Source organism: Flavobacterium sp. LK-23 (genome assembly GCF_058135255.1).
Genome location: NZ_JBYUVT010000018.1, coordinates 75,644 through 97,239, shown reverse-complemented (window position 1 = coordinate 97,239; position 21,596 = coordinate 75,644). Strand labels below are relative to the sequence as shown.

Genomic DNA, 21,596 nt, shown 5'->3' with positions numbered 1-21,596 from the left:
ACCATTAACTGGAGTTTTAGCGACGGGAACGGAAACGTAGAAACTGCAGCTCAAAAAGTAATTATTAAGGACACTCAGAAACCTGTAAAACCAACATTGGCGGATATTACGGGAGAATGTTCTGCAACAGCAACAGCTCCGACAACGACGGATAATTGTAAAGGAACGGTAGCTGGAACAACGACAGATCCATTGACATATAACGCTCAGGGAACTTATACCATTAACTGGAGTTTTAGCGACGGGAACGGAAACGTAGAAACTGCAGCTCAAAAAGTAATTATTAAGGACACTCAAAAACCTGTAAAACCAACATTGGCTGATATTACGGGAGAATGTTCTGCAACAGCAACTGCTCCGACAACCACAGACAACTGTGCAGGAACAGTGACTGGAACAACGACAGATCCATTGACATATAACGCTCAGGGAACTTATACCATTAACTGGAGTTTTAGCGACGGGAACGGAAACGTAGAAACCGCAACTCAGAAAGTAATTATTAAAGACACGCAGAAACCTGTAAAACCAACATTGGCTGACATTACGGGAGAATGCTCTGCAACAGCAACAGCTCCGACAACGACAGATAATTGTAAAGGAACGGTGACTGGAACAACGACAGATCCGCTAACTTATAATGCTCAGGGAACTTATACCATTAACTGGAGTTTTAGCGATGGAAATGGAAACGTAGAAACTGCGAGTCAAAAAGTTATTATTAAAGACACTCAGAAACCTGTAAAACCAACATTGGCTGATATTACGGGAGAATGTTCTGCAACAGCAACTGCTCCGACAACGACGGATAATTGTAAAGGAACGGTGACTGGAACAACGACAGATCCATTGACCTATAACACTCAGGGAACTTATACCATTAACTGGAGTTTTAGCGACGGAAACGGAAACGTAGAAACTGCGACTCAAAAAGTAATTGTTAAAGACACCCAGAAGCCGTCAATCACTTGTCCGTTGGGAGTTTCAGTTTCGACAGATGCGAATTCATGCACTGCAACTGGAGTTGTTTTAGGTACTCCGACAGTATCAGATAATTGCTCTGGAACTATAACAGTGACAAATGATGCACCTTCAAGTTTCCCAATCGGAAACACAATGGTGACATGGACAGCAACAGATGCAGGAGGAAATACAGAGACTTGTACGCAAATCGTTAAAGTAATCGGTGAAATTATAGCAAATGATGATAGTGTTTCTTCATCAAATGGAGTAGCTGGAGGAGTAGTTATTACTAATGTTTTTGATAATGATGTTTTAAATTGTAATAAAGTAAATAGAGGAGATGTTGATGTTACAGTAAATGGTACTGTACCTTCAGTGTTAATTTTTAATACTGCAAATGGTGCTCTTTCAGTAAAACCGAATACACCAACAGGTACTTATACTTTTGATTATTCAATTTGTGAAATTGCTAATAGTGGAAATTGCAATACAGCTACAGTTAAAGTTGAAATTGTAAATGATTTAGTAGCGGTTAAAGATGATTTCGGAACAAAAACTTCAGGATCATCATCGGCAATTGTCGGAAACGTAAAATCAAACGACACTTTAGACGGCGCATCTGTTACGTCTGCAAATACTGTTGTTACAGCTGGAAGCGACGGGCCATTAAGCGTTGATGCCGACGGAGATGTTACTCTTGCGGCAAACACGCCAAGCGGAAGCTACAGCATTACATATGAAATCTGCGAGAAAGATGCGAATCCTTCAAACTGCAAGACAGCGACAGCAGAGGTTAAAGTTGAAAACGGCTTAATTGCGGTTAAAGATGATTTCGGAACAAAAACTTCTGGATCTACAGCTGCAGTTATTGGCAATGTTAAATCAAACGACACTTTAGACGGGGCATCTGTTACGTCTGGAAATACAGTTGTTACAATTGACAGCAACGGACCATTAAGCGTTGATGCAGACGGAGATGTTACTCTGGCAGCCAACACGCCAAGCGGAAGCTACAGCATCACATACGAAATCTGCGAGAAGGGTGCGAATCCATCAAACTGCAAGACAGCTACAGCAGAGGTTAAAGTTGAAAATGGCTTAATTGCGGTTAAAGATGATTTCGGAACAAAAACTTCTGGATCAACAGCTGCAATTGTCGGAAATGTTAAATCAAACGACACTTTAGACGGAGCATCTGTTACGTCTGTAAATACTGTTGTTACAATTGACAGCGACGGACCATTAAGCGTTGATGCAGACGGAGACGTTACTCTTGCGGCAAACACGCCAAGCGGAAGCTACAGCATCACATACGAAATCTGCGAGAAGGGTGCGAATCCATCAAACTGCAAGACAGCTACAGCAGAGGTTAAAGTTGAAAATGGCTTAGTTGCGGTTAAAGATGATTTCGGAACAAAAACTTCTGGATCAGCAGCTGCAATTGTCGGAAATGTTAAATCAAACGACACTTTAGACGGAGCATCTGTTACGTCTGCAAACACGGTTGTTACAATTGACAGCAACGGACCATTAAGCGTTGATGCCGACGGAGACGTTACTTTGGCAGCCAGCACGCCAAGCGGAAGCTACAGCATTATATACGAAATCTGCGAGAAGGGTGCGAATCCATCAAACTGCAAGACAGCTACAGCAGAGGTTAAAGTTGAAAATGGCTTAATTGCGGTTAAAGATGATTTCGGAACAAAAACTTCTGGATCTACAGCTGCAGTTATTGGCAATGTTAAATCAAACGACACTTTAGACGGAGCATCTGTTACGTCTGGAAATACGGTTGTTACAATTGACAGCAACGGACCATTAAGCGTTGACGCCGACGGAGACGTTACTCTGGCAGCAAACACGCCAAGCGGAACGTACAGCATTACATACGAAATCTGCGAGAAGGGTGCGAATCCATCAAACTGCAAGACAGCTATAGCAGAGGTTAAAGTTGAAAATGGCTTAATTGCGGTTAAAGATGATTTCGGAACAAAAACTTCAGGATCAGCATCGGCAATTGTCGGAAACGTAAAATCAAACGACACTTTAGACGGCGCGTCTGTTACGTCTGCAAACACGATTGTGACGATTGACAGCGACGGACCATTAAGCGTTGATGCAAACGGAGATGTTACTCTGGCAGCCAACACGCCAAGCGGAAGCTACAGCATTACATACGAGATCTGCGAGAAAAACGCAAATCCTTCAAACTGCAAGACAGCGACAGCAGAGGTTAAAGTTGAAAATACAATTGACGCAGTACTAGATATTATTACTCCAATTAATGGAAACATTGGCGGAATAACAGTATCTCTAATAGGAAACGATACGCTAAATGGAGACAAAGCAGTAATTGGAATCAATTCAGGAGAAGTTACAATAAGTATTGTAGGCACTTTACCATCAGGATTGACATTAAATACAAATGGAACTATTACAGTAGCTTCAGGAACTCCAAAAGGAGATTATAAAGTAGAATATACAATATGTGAAGTAGGTGCAGTCCCTGCAAACTGCGACTCGGTAACTATTACCGTACCGGTAACAGCAGGAAACCTTGTGGCAAATGCAGATGAAATTCCGTCAGTTTTAGGATCGAATGTTCCTCAGACATTAGGGAGAAATGTATTTGACAATGACACTAAAAACGCGCAGCCATTAGACCCAGCAGATGTTACGCTGAAAACTACATCGGCAGATCCGAAAGGATATCTGAGTGTAGATGCAGACGGAAAAATTATTTTAGGCGCAAATCCTCCGGCAGGAGATTATGAGCTAACGTATGAAATCTGCGAGAAATTAAATCTGGACAACTGCAGTTCAAACACTGTGAAGGTAACAGTTGGATTGCCAGTAATTGATGCTGTTGAAGACGTAATCGCTTCGATAAACGGAAATATCGGCGGAAAAACAATTTCATTAACTGCAAACGATAAACTAAACGGAAATCCAATCACAGTTGGAACGGCAGCAGGAGAAGTTAAGTTTGAAATTATCGGAACGCTTCCAACAGGATTGACGCTTAATTCAGATTACACCATAAGCGTTGCGCCAAATACTCCAAAAGGAGATTATAAGGTAGAATATAAAATCTGCGAAAACACGAATCCACTAAACTGCGACTCGGTTACTATTACCGTACTGGTAACAGCAGGAAACCTTGTGGCAAATGCTGATGAAATTCCATCAGTTTTAGGATCGAATGTTCCTCAGACATTAGGGAAAAATGTATTTGACAATGACACTAAAAATGCACAGCCATTAGATCCTTCAGATGTTACGCTGAAAACTACAGCGGCAGATCCAAAAGGATATCTGACTATAGATGCAGACGGGAAAATTATCTTGGGAGCGAATCCTCTAGCGGGAGATTATGAGCTGACGTATGAAATCTGCGAGAAATTAAATCCAGACAACTGCAGTTCAAATACTGTGAAAGTAACTGTTGGAACGCCAGTAATTGATGCAGTTGAAGACGTGATCGCTTCGATAAACGGAAACATTGGCGGAAAAACAATTTCATTGACTGCAAACGATAAATTAAACGGAAGTCCAATCACAGTTGGAACGGCAGCAGGAGAAGTTAAGTTTGAAATTATCGGAACGCTTCCAACAGGATTGACGCTTAATTCAGATTACACCATAAGTGTTGCGCCAAATACTCCAAAAGGAGATTATAAGGTAGAGTACAAAATCTGCGAAAACACGAATCCAACAAATTGCGATTCAGTTATTATAACTGTACCAGTTACGGGAGGAAATCTTGTAGCAAATGAAGATCTTATGCCATTAGCAGTAGGAGTAAACATTCCGCAGAAACTAATCAACGTTTTTGAGAACGATACTAAAGACGGAAATAAATTAGTACCATCAGAGGTAGATCTTCAAGTAACGCAAGAAGATCCAAAAGGATATTTAACGGTGGATGCAGACGGAAATGTTGTACTAGCTCCTAATGCACCTGCGGGAGAATATGAATTGACATACACAATATGCGAGAAATTAAATCCGAATAATTGTGATTCAAATGTTGTAAAAGTTACGGTAACAGAACCAAAAATGGCAGTAACTGCAAATAGTTATTGTTCAAACAATGTTCCTTATGTTAACTATTCGGTTTCACCAGAAAATTTCACAACAAATAATCTATTAACAGTAAAATGGATTGATAGTAATAATAATGTAGTGGCAACTCAAACCAATCTGCCATTAAGCGGAAATATTTTATGGCCTGGAGCAGAGGTTGATAGTAACAAAAATGGAACAGATTGGCCAGGATGGATTTTAAATAACGGAATATGGTCAGAAGGTGCCGACGGATTTGAAGCTACCAGAAATGGAGTGAAAATTGAGTTTTCATTAAATCCAACGGTTACAGTTTCTGTTGCTTATCCGCCAGCTACGCCAGATTGTAATGCACGTCCAACATTCTCAATAAAAGCAAATAATGATGAAACGGGACCTGTAAATGTGAAAAAAGGAGCAAACGCTACGGTTAATATTTTTCTAAATGACTTATTGAATGGAGCGCAAATTAAGCCTTCAGATGTTATTTTATCAATACCTGTAGTAAATCCAAACTTCTCATTAAATGAAAATGGTTCAGTCAATATTGCTGCAAATACGCCAGATGGAATTTACGAATTGACTTATCAGATCTGTGAAGCTGCAAATACATCAAATTGCAGTCAAGCGGTAATTAAAATTACAGTTGATAATGTTGCAGATCCAGCTCCGCCAACAGAAAATCAAATTACTTTAAATAATGATAATGATGTTAGTGCAGATGGAATTAATGGTTCATTAGAATTTGTAAATGTTTTAGAAAATGATTTAATAAACGGAAAACCAATAAATCCTGCAGATGTTACAATTAAGCCTTTAACAGAAAGTCCGTATTTTGAATGGAATGCTGACGGAACGGTAAATGTTAAGCCAAACACGCCAGGAGGAAATTATCCGTTGACTTATCAGGTTTGCGAAAAGGCAAATTCGTCAAATTGTTCTACTGCGACATTAAATGTTTTTGTAGAAGTGCCTGCTATTTCTGTGATCAAAACAGCAGTTTTCAATGACGAAAATAAGAGCGGTTTTGCAAATGCAGGAGAAACAATTACGTACAAATTTACTGTAACCAATACAGGAAATGTACCACTTGTTGGAATCACAATTAACGATCCGTTGCCAGGAGTAGTAGTTTCTGGATCAGCAATCAATTTGGGTGTCAACGAATCGAACGAAACTAATTTTACAGCGGTTTACAAAATCACTCAAGAAGATATTAACCGTGGCAGTGTGATTAATCAGGCAACAGTTAAAGGAAGCAGTGTAAGAGGAGTTGTAGTTGAAGATCAGTCAGACGATGCAAGCAATAGCGGAGATAGTCCAACAGTCTTAGACCTAAACGGATGTTCAATTAAAGTAATGAATGCTTTCTCTCCAAATGGAGACAGCAAGAATGCAAGATTCTACATTAGAGGAATTGAATGTTATCCAGATAACACGGTTGAAATTTATAACCGTTGGGGAGTTTTGGTTTTCAGTATAGATCAGTACAATAATAACGATCGAGTTTTTGAAGGATATTCTAACGGACGTTCTACAATCAAACAAACAGATGGTCTTCCAGTTGGAACGTATTTCTATATCTTAAAATACAAAGACAGTGCTCAGAAATCTCACCAAGAATCTGGTTACTTATACCTTAATAAATAAATGGGATTACGGCTTAGTTAACCCTAGGCCGTTCTAAAACTTAATAAATGAAAAAATTAATTTTAGTTTTTATGTTTTTTTCGATTGTGTCAAATGCGCAACAAGATGCGCAATATACACAATACATGTATAACACAATCGAAGTCAATCCAGCCTATGCAGGCTCACGTGGAGCACTAAGCGTTTTTGGTTTATATCGTACACAATGGATTGGATTAGATGGAGCGCCAGAAACGAGTACATTTTCTGTTAATACACCTTTGAATAATACTGATTTAGGACTTGGAGTTTCTTTGGTAAATGATAAAATCGGACCAACTGTAGAGAATACTTTATCGGCAGATTTGTCTTATACAATTCCAACTTCAGATACATGGAATTTGTCTTTCGGAATAAAAGGAACAGCCAATCTTTTTAATATCGATATCAATAAATTGAGTTATGAAGATCAAGATGATCCGCAGTTTCAGAACCTTAAGAATAAATTTTCGCCCAATGTTGGAGCGGGACTTTATTTTCATTCAGACAGAGCATATATCGGGTTATCGGTTCCTAATTTTATAGAAACAAATCGTTATGACTCAGACGATGTGGCTATTTTCAAAGAAAAAATCAATTATTATTTAATAGCAGGTTATGTATTTAATCTAGATCGTTTAGAGTACATAAAATTCAAACCAGCATTAATGACCAAAATGGTAGAAGGAGCTCCTTTGCAGGTTGATGTTTCAGGAAATTTTATGTTTAATGACAAATTTGTTTTAGGACTTGCTTATCGGTGGAGTGCATCTGTTAGTGCAATGGCAGGATTTCAAGTTACAAAAGGAATGTACATAGGTTATGGTTATGATCATGAAACGACACGATTAAGAAAATACAATTCTGGATCTCATGAGATTTTCTTAAGATTCGAATTCTTTAATAATTACAATAAAATGATATCCCCAAGATTCTTTTAATACAACCTATGAAAGCTAGAAATTTAATATTGATCATTTTACTGTTTTGTTTTTTTTCAAATGTAAATGCACAAAATCCATTTACTACGATGAATATAAAATATGCAGATAAAAAATACGAAGAGTACGCTTACGCGGATGCCATAAAAGTATACGAGACTTTAGTAAATGCTGAAACTGCCAACGAAGGTGTAATTCAGCGTTTGGCAAATTCATACTATTTTAATGGTGAATTAAAGAAAGCCTTAAAATGGTACGAACAGTTATTTGTGATAAACGAAAACCAAGAAGCTGAATATTTGTATCGATACGCACAATCATTAAAATCGGGAGGAGACTATCGTAGATCTGATGAGATTTTGCAGAAATTCAATCAAAAAGCAACTGCAGAAAAGAGAGCAGATCTTATTAGAAGCGACAAAAATTATTTAGAAGACATTAAAGAAAATTCGGGTCGATTCCAAATTGCCGATGCTGGCGTTAATTCTCGATATTCAGATTACGGAAGCGTTGTTTACAATAATAAAATCATTTTTACTTCTGCACGCGATACAGGCGGAGTTGTTAAAGCTAATTTTCAATGGACAAACAGATCATTCTCTAGATTATACACAGCTGATCTACTTCCAGACGGAAGCGTTGGAAAACCAGAACTTTTAGTAAAAAGAAAAAAAGATAATTTCAATGAGTCAAGTCCGATTTTTACTAAAGATGGACGAACGATGTATTTTACTCGAAATAATTTTACAGATGGTAAAAGACGCAGCAACGACAAAAATGTAACGCTATTAAAATTGTACAAAGCAGAATTGATAGATAACGAATGGAAAAATGTTGCAGAACTCCCGTTCAATAGCGATCAATACAGTACGGCGCATCCCGCTTTAAGCGTAGACGAAAAAACACTTTATTTTGCATCAGATATGCCGGGAACTTTGGGACAATCTGATATTTATAAAGTTGCAATTAATAATGATGGAACTTTTGGTACACCAGAAAACTTAGGCTCAACTATTAATACAGAAGGAAGAGAAACTTTTCCTTTTATTTCTGGAGAAAACGAATTGTATTTTGCTACAGACGGACGTCCAGGTTTAGGAGGATTAGACATTTTTGCTTCTCGTATTAAAGCAAACGGAACTTATGATGATGTCCTAAATGTTGGAGAACCTGTAAATAGTAAACAAGACGATTTTGCCTTCAGTATTGACAGCAAAAGCAGAAGCGGTTACTTTTCTTCAAACAGAGAAAACGGACTAGGGATGGATGATATTTATAGATTTACAGAAACAAGAAGATTAATCTGCGAACAAAACTTATCAGGAACAGTAACAGATGCAGAAACAAACGAAATATTGTCCAATACTTCTCTGACTTTGTTTAATGAAAAATTTGATCCAGTTGGAACAATCACCACAGACGAAAAAGGAAATTACATCTTTCCCGATCTAAGATGTGGCAAAAAATACACTATTAGAACTGCTAAAAACGATTATAATGCCAAAGAAGTTGTAGTAACAATCCTTAAAGAAAAAGGAGAAACTACAGAAATGATTGCATTAAATAAAGTATTTAAACCACTTGCAGCAAAAACGGTAGCGATCAAAAAAGTGGCAATTAGTCCAGTAAAATTGAGTTCTATGCGTGTAGGAGTAGACATTGCAAAACTGTTAAACCTTCCTATGAACTTCTTTGATTTGGGTAAAGCAACTATTAAAAAGACATCAGAACCACAATTAATGAAAGTGGTAAATCTTTTAAATGATTATCCAAACATGAGACTAGATATTCGTTCGCATACCGACAGTCGTTCTTCTTCAGAAAGCAATCAGATTCTTTCAGAAAAAAGAGCGCAATCGACAAAAAACTGGTTAATTCAAAAAGGAATCAGCGAAGATCGATTAACTGCAAAAGGTTATGGCGAAACGCAATTAGTAAACAAATGTGCAGACGGAGTGAAATGTACAGAAAAACAGCACATGCAAAATAGACGAAGCGAGTTTATTATTGTATCGATGTAAAAGAACCTTTATATAAAATTTAAAAACCCTTTTCTAGAATTCAGAAAAGGGTTTTTGTTTATAAATTAATCTGTCATTACTATTTCATTAATTTCACTTAAAAATTCAAATTCATCCAAAGGAATTAGTTGCAATACAGTTTCTAATATTAAACTCACATTTATAGACTGTTTTTTATTATTCTCTAAAAATATATGGGCGTTTTGATCTAAAGCCAAAATGCATAGTTTCAGCATATCGGAAATAAAATAACCCATTTCAGAATAATTTTGAAATTTAATTTGAGCGACATTATCTTCAGTTTTGTCGCTAATAGGTTTTAAGGTGTTGAAATATAAAGAAGTAAGTTTTCTTAGATGATCTAAATTTTTAATTTTATTTGCTTCCATGTAAGATTTTTTTTAAACAAAAATAATATTAAATTTTAACATGACATATATGTCGTGTTGTTTTTTGACACAGTTTGATAGATTTGATTTGTGGAAAAGAATAAATACGAGTTAGAAATTGTTAGATTAGGTATATTAATCAAAGAACTCAGACAAAAAGATAGCATTACACAAGAACAATTATCAACATTATGCAATGTTGATGTGCGGACTATTCAACGAATTGAAAAAGGAGAACAAAATATTTCAATCAGTTTGCTTTTTTCAATAGCAGATGCATTAAAGATAGAGTCGGCAGTTTTAATTAGTAAAATATTTTCAGAGAATTCATAACTAAAATTATTGTTTCCTTAGTCCTAGCGGGACGAAATATTTATACGATATTATTAAATCAATTTAAGAGCCCCAGCCGGGGTGATATTAAGCTCCTCAGGAGCTTTTTTCTTTTACCATAATTTTTGGCTATAAATATTATGCTTCTCTGAAGCATTGTTTTTAATAGTCATAAAAAGAAAAACTCCGTTAGGAGTTTATGATCGGTAGACTGGTCGGTAAACGTTAAAAAATCTAATTTTCTTCAAAAAACAATTCTAAACAAATTCATTCTTTGCACTATAATTTTGAAAATATAAATTTTGATGTATTATGTTTAAAATGAATTATTTATGTCTTTAAAAAATCGATTTCGCTGTAGATTGTGTTGGTTTTTGTTTTAACTTTATAAACCTAAAAATTTTTCATTATGACTGTAGATCAAATACTTAAAGCAAAAGGAAGAAATGTGTATTCTATTTTCTCCAATTTAACGGTTTATGATGCGTTAAAAGTTATGGGAGAAAAAAACATTGGAGCAATTTTAGTTATGGATGATAATATTTTAAAAGGAATATTATCGGAAAGGGATTATGCTAGAAAAATTGTTCTGAAGGATAAATCTTCTAAAGAAACTTTTGTTCATGAGATTATGGAAAGTAATGTTTTTACGGTAAAACTTTCAGATAATCTTGAAGATTGTATGGAACTTATGAGCGAAAAAAGAATAAGACACCTGCCTGTTTTAGAAGAAGGAACAGTGGTTGGAGTAATTTCAATCAGTGATGTGGTGAAGGCAATTATAGAAATTCAAAAAGATACAATCAACCATTTGAATTCTTATATTTCTCAATAAACAGTAACTAAAAACGATAAAAATTCAAACGAGTCCAATTTCTATTGGACTTTTTTTATTTATTCGAATAGATTTTAAGAAAAGAAAACGCTAAAAAGACGCCATTTTAAAACAAGACTTATATCTTTGTAAGCTAGAATAAATGCTAAAAAAATGAACAAAGAGAGTAAAAGAAGAGAGGCGTTACTGTACCATGCAGAACCAACTCCAGGAAAAATTCAGGTAGTTCCAACAAAAAAATATGCAACCCAGAGAGACTTATCATTGGCTTATTCGCCAGGAGTTGCAGAACCATGTTTAGAAATCGCAGCAAACAAAGAAGACGTTTATAAATATACAGCCAAAGGAAATTTAGTAGCCGTAATCTCAAACGGTACAGCTGTTTTAGGTCTTGGAAATATTGGTCCAGAAGCAGGAAAACCTGTAATGGAAGGAAAAGGTTTATTATTTAAAATATTTTCTGATATAGACGTTTTTGATATCGAAATCGATACTGAAAATGTGGAAGAATTTATTCAAACGGTAAAAAATATTGCTCCAACTTTTGGAGGTATCAATTTGGAAGATATTAAAGCTCCAGAATCTTTTGAAATCGAAAGAAGATTGATCGAAGAATTGGATATTCCGGTAATGCACGACGACCAGCACGGAACAGCAATTATCTCTTCTGCAGCTTTAATCAACGCACTTGAATTGGCAGGTAAAAAAGCTGAAGACGTAAAAGTAGTAGTTTCTGGAGCAGGATCTGCGGCGATTGCGTGTACAGATTTATATGTTTTACTTGGAGTAAAAGTAGAAAATGTTTTAATGTACAACAGTAAAGGACTTTTAACTAAAGACAATCCTGCACTTTCAGATTTACAATTAAAATATGCGATTGACGGACCTCAGATTCCTTTGGCTGAAGCGGTAAAAGACGCTGACGTTTTCATCGGATTATCTTCTGGAGATATTCTTTCGCCAGAAATGTTATTAACAATGGCAAAAAATCCGATCGTTTTTGCAATGGCAAATCCGAACCCGGAAATCGATTATAATTTGGCTACAGAAACTCGTAAAGATGTTATTATGGCTACTGGACGTTCAGATTTTCCTAATCAGGTAAATAACGTTTTAGGTTTTCCTTATATCTTTAGAGGAGCGCTAGACGTAAGAGCGACAAAAATTAACGAAGAAATGAAAATGGCGGCTGTAAAAGCTTTAGCTATTTTGGCAAAAGAACCAGTTCCGGAACAAGTTAACGTAGCATACGGCGCAACAAAACTTGGTTTTGGTCAAGAATATATCATTCCTAAACCATTCGATCCTAGATTGATTACAGTGGTGGCTCCAGCGGTTGCAAAAGCAGCAATGGAATCTGGAGTAGCAAAAAATCCTATTACAGATTGGGCAGCTTACGAAGATGTTCTTCGCGAACGTATGGGTAACGATAACAAAATGGTGCGTTTGATTACAAACCGTGCGAAATTAAATCCAAAGAAAATTGTTTTTGCTGAAGCAGATCAATTAAACGTTTTAAAAGCAGCTCAAATTGTTTACGAAGACGGAATCGGATTCCCTATCTTATTAGGGAACAAAGAGCAGATTTTGGAATTAAAAGCAGAATTAGGTTTTGATGCCGATTTAGAAATTATCGATCCAAAAACAGATGAGGAAGCCGTAAGACGTAATAAGTTTGCAAAATCATTCTGGGAAACTAGAGGAAGAAGAGGTGTTTCTAAATTAGATGCTGAAAAATTCATGCGCGAGAGAAACTACTTTGCCGCTATGATGGTTAACGAAGGAGAGGCAGATGCAGTGGTAACAGGACATTCTAGAAGCTATCCTTCAGTAGTTAAGCCAATGCTTCAGTTAATCGAAAAAGCGCCTAATGCTTCTTTGGTAGCAACTGCAAATATGATGCTTACATCTCGTGGGCCAATGTTCTTATCGGATACAGCAATAAACATTAATCCGTCTGCACAAGATTTGATTAACATTGCCATTATGACCGCAAAAACGGCAAAAATGTTTGGTATTGAGCCAGTTATAGCAATGGTTTCATTCTCAAACTTTGGTTCTTCAACTAGCGAAAGCGCTTCAAAAGTTAGAGAAGCTGTAGCTTACTTACATAAAAATCATCCAGAATTAATTGTTGATGGAGAAATTCAAGCAGATTTTGCATTAAATCCAGAAATGCTTCAAGAGAAATTCCCATTCTCTAAATTAGCAGGAAAAAAAGTGAATACATTGGTTTTCCCTAACTTAGAGTCAGCAAATATCACTTACAAATTATTGAAAGAATTGTATAAAGTGAATTCAATAGGACCAATTATGATGGGTATGGGCAAACCAGTTCACATTTTCCAATTGGGTGCTAGCGTTGAAGAAATGGTAAATATGGCAGCTATTGCTGTTATTGATGCACAGGAAAAAGAAAGTAAAAAGAATAAAATAACACAATAAACGTTCTAACAAGGATTGAACAAATTTGTCGTAGTTTTATGGCATTTTTGTTATATTTGATACTAATAAATTACATTTATGATAGCACATTTGCAGGGAAGATTAGTAGAAAAGAATCCTACAGAGGTTGTAATTGATTGTGGAGGGGTTGGTTATCAGGTAAATATATCATTGCATACCTTCTCCTTAATTCCAAATTCTGAAAATATAAAATTGTATACGCATCTTCAAATTAAAGAAGATGCGCATACTTTATATGGTTTTGCCGAAAAATCAGAACGCGAAATTTTTAGAATGCTGCTTTCTGTTTCAGGAATCGGTGCTGGAATCGCGAGAACAATGCTTTCGTCTATAGAACCAAAGCAAATTATAAACGCTATTGCATCAGGAGATGTTGGCGTAATCCAGTCTATCAAAGGGATTGGAAACAAAACAGCACAAAGAGTTATACTTGATTTAAAGGAAAAAGTTGTTAAATTGTACGATATTGACGAAGTTTTTGCTGTTCAAAACAATAGAAATCGAGATGAAGCGTTATCTGCTCTAGAAGTGTTAGGTTTTGTCCGAAAAGCTTCCGAAAAAGCGGTAGAAAGAATCGTAAAAGAAGATCCAGAAGCTACCGTTGAAACAATTATCAAAAAGGCTTTAAAAAGCTTATAAATTTCATTTTATATAAAAGAATTCTATGCGTAAAATTTGTATTTTGTTGCTGGTATTGCTCTGCGGTAATGTTTTACGGGCACAGGTTACACCGGCGGCACAAGATACAACTAAAACTCAGTTTTCAGTAGGTAAGATAGAGCTCGAAGATCCTCCGAGCGTACTTTCGGCATATAGATACGATCCTATTACAGATCGTTATATCTATACCAATTCGGTAGATGGTTTCTCCATTAATTACCCTTTAATTCTAACTCCAAAAGAATACGAAGATTTAGTTCTCAAAGAAGCAAGAAGAGATTATTTTAGAAAAAAATCCGATGCTATTGATGGTAAAAAAGCAGGAGCTGAGGCAGCCAAAAAAGATTTATTGCCAAGATATTATATCAACTCGAGTTTGTTCGAAAGCATTTTTGGAAGTAATACTATAGATGTAAAGCCCACAGGGTCAGTAGAAATGGACTTGGGTATGCGTTATACCAAACAAGACAACCCGTCATTTTCGCCAAGAAACAGATCCTCTCTAACTTTTGATTTCGACCAAAGAATCAGTATGAGTTTAATGGGGAAAATTGGAACTCGTTTGGAGGTAAATGCCAACTACGATACACAATCTACATTTGCATTTCAGAATTTATTTAAACTAGCTTACACGCCTTCGGAAGATGATATTGTTCAGAAAGTTGAGGTCGGTAACGTTAGTATGCCTTTAAATAGTACTTTAATTCGAGGCGCACAAAGTTTATTTGGGGTTAAAGCGCAACTGCAATTTGGTAAGACAACTGTTACGGGAGTTTTCTCAGAACAAAAGTCTCAAACCAAAAGTATAGTCGCAGAGGGTGGCGGTACCGTACAAAACTTCGATTTATTTGCCTTAGATTATGATAATGACCGACATTTCTTCTTATCACAATACTTTAGAAATAAATACGATTCTTCTCTTAAAAACTATCCGTTAATTGACAGCCGTGTTCAAGTTACAAGAATCGAAGTATGGGTAACGAATAAACAGAATAGGGTAACAACAACCAGTAACAACTTAAGAAACGTTATTGCACTTCAGGATTTAGGGGAAGGACAAGTTTCTGGTGTGCCAGATAACCAGGTTGTTGTAATTACAAATCCTGTGGGATTCTTTAATAACCCAATAGATTCACCTACAGATAATACAAATAACAAATACGATCCGGCATCAATTGGAAAAGCAGGAAGTTATTTAAACTCTAATATTAGAGAAATTGTAACAGCAAAATCTGGATTTAATAATACCAACGTAAACGAGGGAACTGATTATTCTGTTCTGGAAAATGCTAGAAAATTAACTACAAACGAATATACTTTTAATGCACAGTTGGGTTACATCTCGTTACAGCAGCGATTGGCCAATGACGAAATTCTAGCGGTTGCGTTTGAATATACAGTTGGAGGAAAAACATACCAAGTAGGGGAGTTTGGTAGTGATGGTGTAGATGCAACTGTAGTTACAGGAAACAACAATGCCAATCAAGCAATTGTAACACAGAGTTTGGTTTTAAAAATGCTGAAAAGTAGTTTGACAAACGTTCAAAATCCGGTTTGGAACTTGATGATGAAAAACGTTTATCAAATTCCTCAAGCCTACCAAATCAAACAAGAAGATTTTAGACTTAATATTCTTTATACCGATCCTTCACCAATAAATTATATTACGCCAGTAACAGGAAGTACTTTTCCAGCAAATCCAGCACCAGACGATAAAGTTGACCAAACGCCATTATTGAATGTTTTTAATCTTGACCGTTTAAATTACAATAACGATCCGCAAACGGGAGGAGACGGATTCTTCGATTATGTTCCAGGAGTTACGGTTGATGTGCAGAATGCCCGAATTATTTTCACCACTAAAGAGCCTTTTGGAGAACTTTTATTTAGAAAATTGAATACCAACTCTGGAGAAAGTTATGATGATCCGGCTACCTATAATGCAAATCAGAGAAAGTATGTCTTTAGAAACATGTACAAGAATACTCAGGCTGGTGCATTGCAGGATAGTGATAAAAACAAATTCTTATTAAGAGGAAAATATAAATCTTCGGGAAGCAATGGTATTCCTATTGGAGCCTTTAATGTTCCGCAAGGGTCTGTTGTGGTAACTGCTGCAGGACGTGTTTTAGTAGAGGGTATTGATTATAGTGTCGATTATCAATTAGGACGTGTACAGATATTGGATCCTTCGCTTCAAGCTTCTAATACGCCTATTGAAGTTTCGTTGGAGAACAATTCAATCTTCGGGCAGCAGACAAGAAGATTTATGGGATTCAATGTTGAACATAAAATTTCTGAAAAGTTTGTTGTTGGAGGTACATTTTTGAAAATGACAGAACGTCCTTTTACTCAAAAATCAAGCTACGGACAAGAATCTGTAAATAATACCATTTTTGGTTTTAATGGAAATTATGCGACAGAAGTTCCCTTTTTGACAAGATTGGCTAATAAATTGCCTAACATAGATACAGACGTTCCGTCTAATCTTTCGATTCGTGGAGAAGTAGCATTTTTGAAACCAGATGCTCCAAAGGCAAGTGATTTTGAAGGCGAAGCAACTATTTATATTGATGATTTTGAAGGTACTCAGACCACAATCGATATGAGATCTGCTTATGCATGGAGTTTGGCTTCTACACCATTTATTACTTCTGCTACAGACAATACTTTTAATGCCAACTCCAATACGCTTGAGTATGGTTTTAAACGTGCAAAATTGGCTTGGTATACTATCGATCCAATTTTCTACACCTCAAAACCATCTGGAGTTTCAAATGATGATTTATCATTAAACTCAACAAGAAGAATTTATAGCAGAGAGCTTTATCCAAATACAGATATTGCACAAGGGCAGATTCAGGTTGTTAATACATTAGACTTAACGTATTATCCATCAGATAGAGGACCTTACAATAATAACCCTAATTTTAGTTCAAGTAGCCCTTCATCTAATTTTGGTGGAATTATGCGTGCGCTGAATTCTACAAACTTTGAGCAAGGAAATGTTGAATACATTCAGTTCTGGGTATTGGATCCTTATGTGGGTACGGGGCAGGCTCAGGGAACTAATAATGGAAAAATTTACTTCAATTTAGGAGAAGTTTCAGAGGATGTTCTGAAAGATGGAAGAAAACAATATGAAAATGGTTTAGGGCCAGATCAGATTATGGTAAATCCACAGCCGATTTGGGGAGACGTGCCAGCATCTCAATCATTGATTTATGCATTTGATACTAATCCAGACAATCGTAAAAATCAGGATGTTGGTTTAGATGGTTTGCCAGATGCAAAAGAGGGATCAATTTATACCAACTATGCAGGAGAAGAAGATCCAGCGGCAGATAACTATAAGTACTTCTTAAATACAGAAGGAGGCATTTTGCAGCGTTATAAAAGATACAATGGAACAGAAGGGAACTCTGCTGTGAGCGTTGATGATCCAAATCGTGGTTCAACCACTCTTCCAGATGTCGAAGATATCAATCGTGATAATACCATGAGTACAATCAATGCGTATTATGAGTATAGTATTGATGTAAGACCAGGAATGCAAGTTGGAGAAAATTATATTACGGATATTAGAGAGGTTCAAAATGTAGATCTTCCTAATGGTAGTACTACCAATGCAAGATGGATTCAGTTTAAAATTCCGGTTTCGAAACCTCAAAATACTATTGGAAATATTACCGATTTTAGATCTATTCGTTTCATGCGTATGTTTATGACTGGGTTTAATGATCAAATGACCGTTCGTTTTGGAGCATTAGATTTAGTTAGAGGAGAATGGAGAAAGTATACAGGAACACTTGATGCAAATGATACAAACCCTGATGATGACGGAACTCAATTTGATGTTGCAGCTGTAAATATTCAGGAAAACGGAACTAAATGTCCTGTAAACTATGTTATTCCGCCAGGAGTTCAAAGAGAGCAATTGTACAACAACAATACAATTATCAATCAGAACGAACAGTCTTTAGCATTGAGAATTGCTGGTTCAGGATTAGAATACCAAGATTCTAGAGCGGTTTTCAAAAATGTAAGTGTTGATATGCGTCAGTACAAAAAACTTAAAATGTTCCTTCACGCAGAATCTCTTCCAAATGAAACTCAGCTTTTAGACGATGAGATGATCGGATTTATTCGTTTTGGTAATGACTTTACACAGAACTTTTATCAAATTGAGATTCCATTAAAAGTAACGAGAACTGGAGGAAGTTGTACTATAAGTCCAGATCAAGTGTGGCTTGAAGAAAATAATATTGATGTAGCACTTTCATTACTTACTAGAATGAAAATCTTGGGAATGAATATCGATATTAATTCGCCAAAAAGAGATATAAATGGTATTTATTATCCAGACCGAGATCCAGATGTGGACGGTGGTGACCAGGATGGTAAATTGACTTTAGGTATTAAAGGAAATCCGAATTTCGGTTTAGTGCGAAATTTAATGGTCGGGGTAAAAAGCGCGGCAAACCATAAGGATATTATGGGAGAAGTGTGGTTTAACGAACTTCGTATGTCCGATTTGGAAAACAAAGGCGGTATGGCTGCATTGCTTAATGTTGATACTAATATGGCCGATTTAATGACATTATCGGCTTCTGGTAAAAAGAGCACAATCGGTTTTGGTTCTCTTGAGCAAGGAGCCAACGAGAGAGATCGTGAAGATATTCAGCAGTACAACATTGTAACCAATATAAATTTAGGAAAGTTATTGCCACCGAAATGGGGTATTAATCTTCCATTCAATTATGCTATTGGAGAAGAAGTTATTACGCCAGAATACGATCCGTTTAATCAGGATATTAAGTTAGATCAATTGATTAAAGAAACGACAGATCCGGCAGAAAAAGAAAATATTAGAACTCGTGCGGTTGATTATACAAAGCGTAAAAGCATCAATTTTATTGGGGTAAGAAAAGATAGAGCGCCAGAACAGAAACCGCATGTTTATGATGTAGAAAACTTTACGTTCTCGCAGTCTTATAATCAGGTAGAGCGACATGATTATGAAGTTGAAAGTTATAATGATGAGCAGTCTAATACTTCGGTCAATTATGCTTATACTTTTCAGCCTAAAGAAGTAGTTCCGTTTAAGCAAACCAAATTCATGAAAACAAGTGAATATTGGAAATTGCTAAGCGACTTTAATATCAATTATCTTCCTTCGAACGTTTCATTTAATACCAATATTTTAAGACAAAGTAATCGCCAGCAATACAGACAAGTTGATGTAGAAGGTATTGGATTAGATCCTCTTTACAGAAGAAACTTTGCGTTTAATTATCAATATGGTTTCGGATTTAATTTGACAAAATCGTTAAAGTTAAATTACACAGCAGCGTCTAACAATATCGTAAGAAACTTTTTGAACGACGATAATACGCCAAAAGAAGATTTTAATATCTGGGATGATTATTTTGATATTGGTATACCAAATCAGCATTTACAACAATTGGTTTTAAACTATGACATTCCAATTAACAAAATTCCAATATTTAGTTTCATAAAAGCAAACTATTCTTATACGGCAGATTACAATTGGCAAAGATCGTCTACAGCACTTTCTCAATACGTTGATGATAGTGGAGTGTCTTGGGATTTAGGAAATACGGTTCAAAATGCCAATTCGAATACTTTCTCTACGACATTAAATATGAATACACTGTATAAATATTTAGGTTTGACACCAGGAGGTAAGCCAGCAAAAGCAAAACCTGCTGCACCGCCAAAACCAGGAGAGAAAATTGTAAATACGGCTAAACCAGTTACCAGCAGTAATCCTTTTTATGATGGTTTGATTGGAGTTTTGACAAGTGTTAAAAATGTTCAGATCAACTATACAAAAAACAGCGGAACCGTTTTACCAGGATATATTCCAGGAGTTGGTTTTTTTGGTACATCTAAACCTTCGTTAGGGTTTGTTTTTGGTAGTCAGGATGATGTGCGTTTTGAAGCTGCTAAAAATGGATGGTTGACTAGTTACCAGAACTTTAATCAAAACTATACGCAAGTAAGTAATAAGCTTTTGAAAGTAATGGCAAACGTAGATTTATTGCCCGATTTGAAAATCGATCTGGCTATGGATCGCGCTTATTCTGAAAATTCATCAGAGCAATATAGTGTAGACCAAAATACAGGAGAGTATATAGCATTGTCACCATACAGTTACGGAATGTTTTCAATTTCTACTGTATTGATTAAGACTGCTTTCTCAACAAGTACAGAAACGGAGTCTTCGGCGTTTGATGATTTTAGAAGCAATCGTTTAGTTATTGCAAATCGTTTGGCAGAACAGCATTATGGAGGAGGGGAAATTCCGAGATACGGAGATGCAAATAATCCTATTCCAGATGAATCAGATCCGAATTACAAAATTTATGTAGCCAATCAAGGTTATCCTATTGGTTTCTCAAAAAGTAATCAAGCGGTATTGTTGCCTTCATTTATGGCGGCGTATACAGGAGCAGATGCTTCAAAGAGTTCAACAGGTATTTTTAGAAGTTTCCCTATCCCGAACTGGAATGTGAAGTATAACGGTTTAATGCGTTATAAGTATTTCAAAGATCATTTTAGACGTTTTTCGTTACAACATAATTACAGAGCATCGTATACAATAAGTCAGTTTAGGTCAAATTTTGATTATTTGGAAACCCCTGGAGGACAAGACGTAAATACGAACTTCTTCAATAAAACAATCATGTCTAATGTTAACTTAGTAGAGCAATTTAGTCCACTGATGAGAATTGATTTTGAGTTGAAAAATTCATTCCGTTTATTGACAGAAGTTAAAAAAGACCGTGCTTTGTCTATGAGTTTTGATAATAATTTATTGACAGAGGTAAGAGGAGTTGAGTATGTTGTTGGGATAGGATATCGTTTTAAAGACGTGATTATTTCTTCAAGATTGGCTGATAATCCAACTGGAATTATTAAGAGTGACATTAATATAAAAGCTGATTTTTCATATAGAAATAATGAGACTTTAGTTCGATATTTAGATTACGATAATAATCAGCTGGCAGCGGGACAGAACATCTGGACTTTAAAATTAACGGCCGATTATGCTTTCAGTAAAAACTTAACAGCAATATTTTATTACGATCATTCGTTCTCGAAAGCAGTTATTTCGACTTCTTTCCCTTTAACGAATATCAGATCAGGTTTCACACTTCGTTATAATTTTGGAAATTAAATTTTAGTTTCTAAACTAGATTTTATTAGAAGATTATTACATTTGTGGCTT

9 protein-coding genes are annotated in these 21,596 nt (G+C 36.0%); 8 read left to right on the top strand and 1 reads right to left on the bottom strand.

Annotated elements, in window-relative coordinates; genetic code table 11:
* From AC3Y25_RS20460 to AC3Y25_RS20450, 3 genes are all read left to right on the top strand, one after another.
* The coding region (locus tag AC3Y25_RS20460) for a T9SS type B sorting domain-containing protein (RefSeq protein WP_489904006.1) at nt 1–6,678 on the top strand (6,678 nt) is incomplete at its 5' end.
* Nucleotides 6,679–6,725: 47 nt separating this feature from the next.
* A complete protein-coding gene (locus tag AC3Y25_RS20455) occupies nt 6,726–7,637 on the top strand; it encodes a PorP/SprF family type IX secretion system membrane protein (protein ID WP_489904005.1) in 912 nt (303 codons plus the stop codon).
* Between the two features lie 8 nt (nt 7,638–7,645).
* A complete protein-coding gene (locus AC3Y25_RS20450) occupies nt 7,646–9,658 on the top strand; it encodes an OmpA family protein (protein ID WP_489904004.1) in 2,013 nt (670 codons plus the stop codon).
* A 65-nt stretch (nt 9,659–9,723) separates the two neighbouring features.
* Here AC3Y25_RS20450 and AC3Y25_RS20445 read toward each other — a convergent pair whose 3' ends face one another.
* Complete coding sequence (locus tag AC3Y25_RS20445) at nt 9,724–10,047, bottom strand: hypothetical protein (RefSeq protein WP_489904003.1); 324 nt, start codon at nt 10,045–10,047, stop codon at nt 9,724–9,726.
* A 90-nt stretch (nt 10,048–10,137) separates the two neighbouring features.
* Between AC3Y25_RS20445 and AC3Y25_RS20440 the strand changes: the two genes are divergently transcribed.
* The 5 genes from AC3Y25_RS20440 to sov all read left to right on the top strand — a co-directional run bounded on the left by AC3Y25_RS20440 (nt 10,138) and on the right by sov (nt 21,545).
* A complete protein-coding gene (locus tag AC3Y25_RS20440; protein ID WP_489904002.1) occupies nt 10,138–10,380 on the top strand; it encodes a helix-turn-helix domain-containing protein in 243 nt (80 codons plus the stop codon).
* A 409-nt stretch (nt 10,381–10,789) separates the two neighbouring features.
* On the top strand, nt 10,790–11,215 hold the full coding sequence (locus AC3Y25_RS20435) for a CBS domain-containing protein (RefSeq protein ID WP_489904001.1): 426 nt from the start codon (nt 10,790–10,792) through the stop codon (nt 11,213–11,215).
* 153 nt (nt 11,216–11,368) lie between these two features.
* Nucleotides 11,369–13,660 (top strand): NADP-dependent malic enzyme, encoded by a 2,292-nt coding sequence (locus AC3Y25_RS20430; RefSeq protein WP_489904000.1) that lies wholly within the window; start codon nt 11,369–11,371, stop codon nt 13,658–13,660.
* A 78-nt stretch (nt 13,661–13,738) separates the two neighbouring features.
* Nucleotides 13,739–14,320: a Holliday junction branch migration protein RuvA gene (gene ruvA / locus AC3Y25_RS20425; RefSeq protein ID WP_489903999.1), complete on the top strand. Its 582-nt coding sequence runs from the start codon at nt 13,739–13,741 to the stop codon at nt 14,318–14,320.
* A gap of 25 nt (nt 14,321–14,345) precedes the next feature.
* Nucleotides 14,346–21,545: a T9SS outer membrane translocon Sov/SprA gene (gene sov / locus AC3Y25_RS20420; RefSeq protein ID WP_489903998.1), complete on the top strand. Its 7,200-nt coding sequence runs from the start codon at nt 14,346–14,348 to the stop codon at nt 21,543–21,545.
* Nucleotides 21,546–21,596 lie beyond the last annotated feature (51 nt).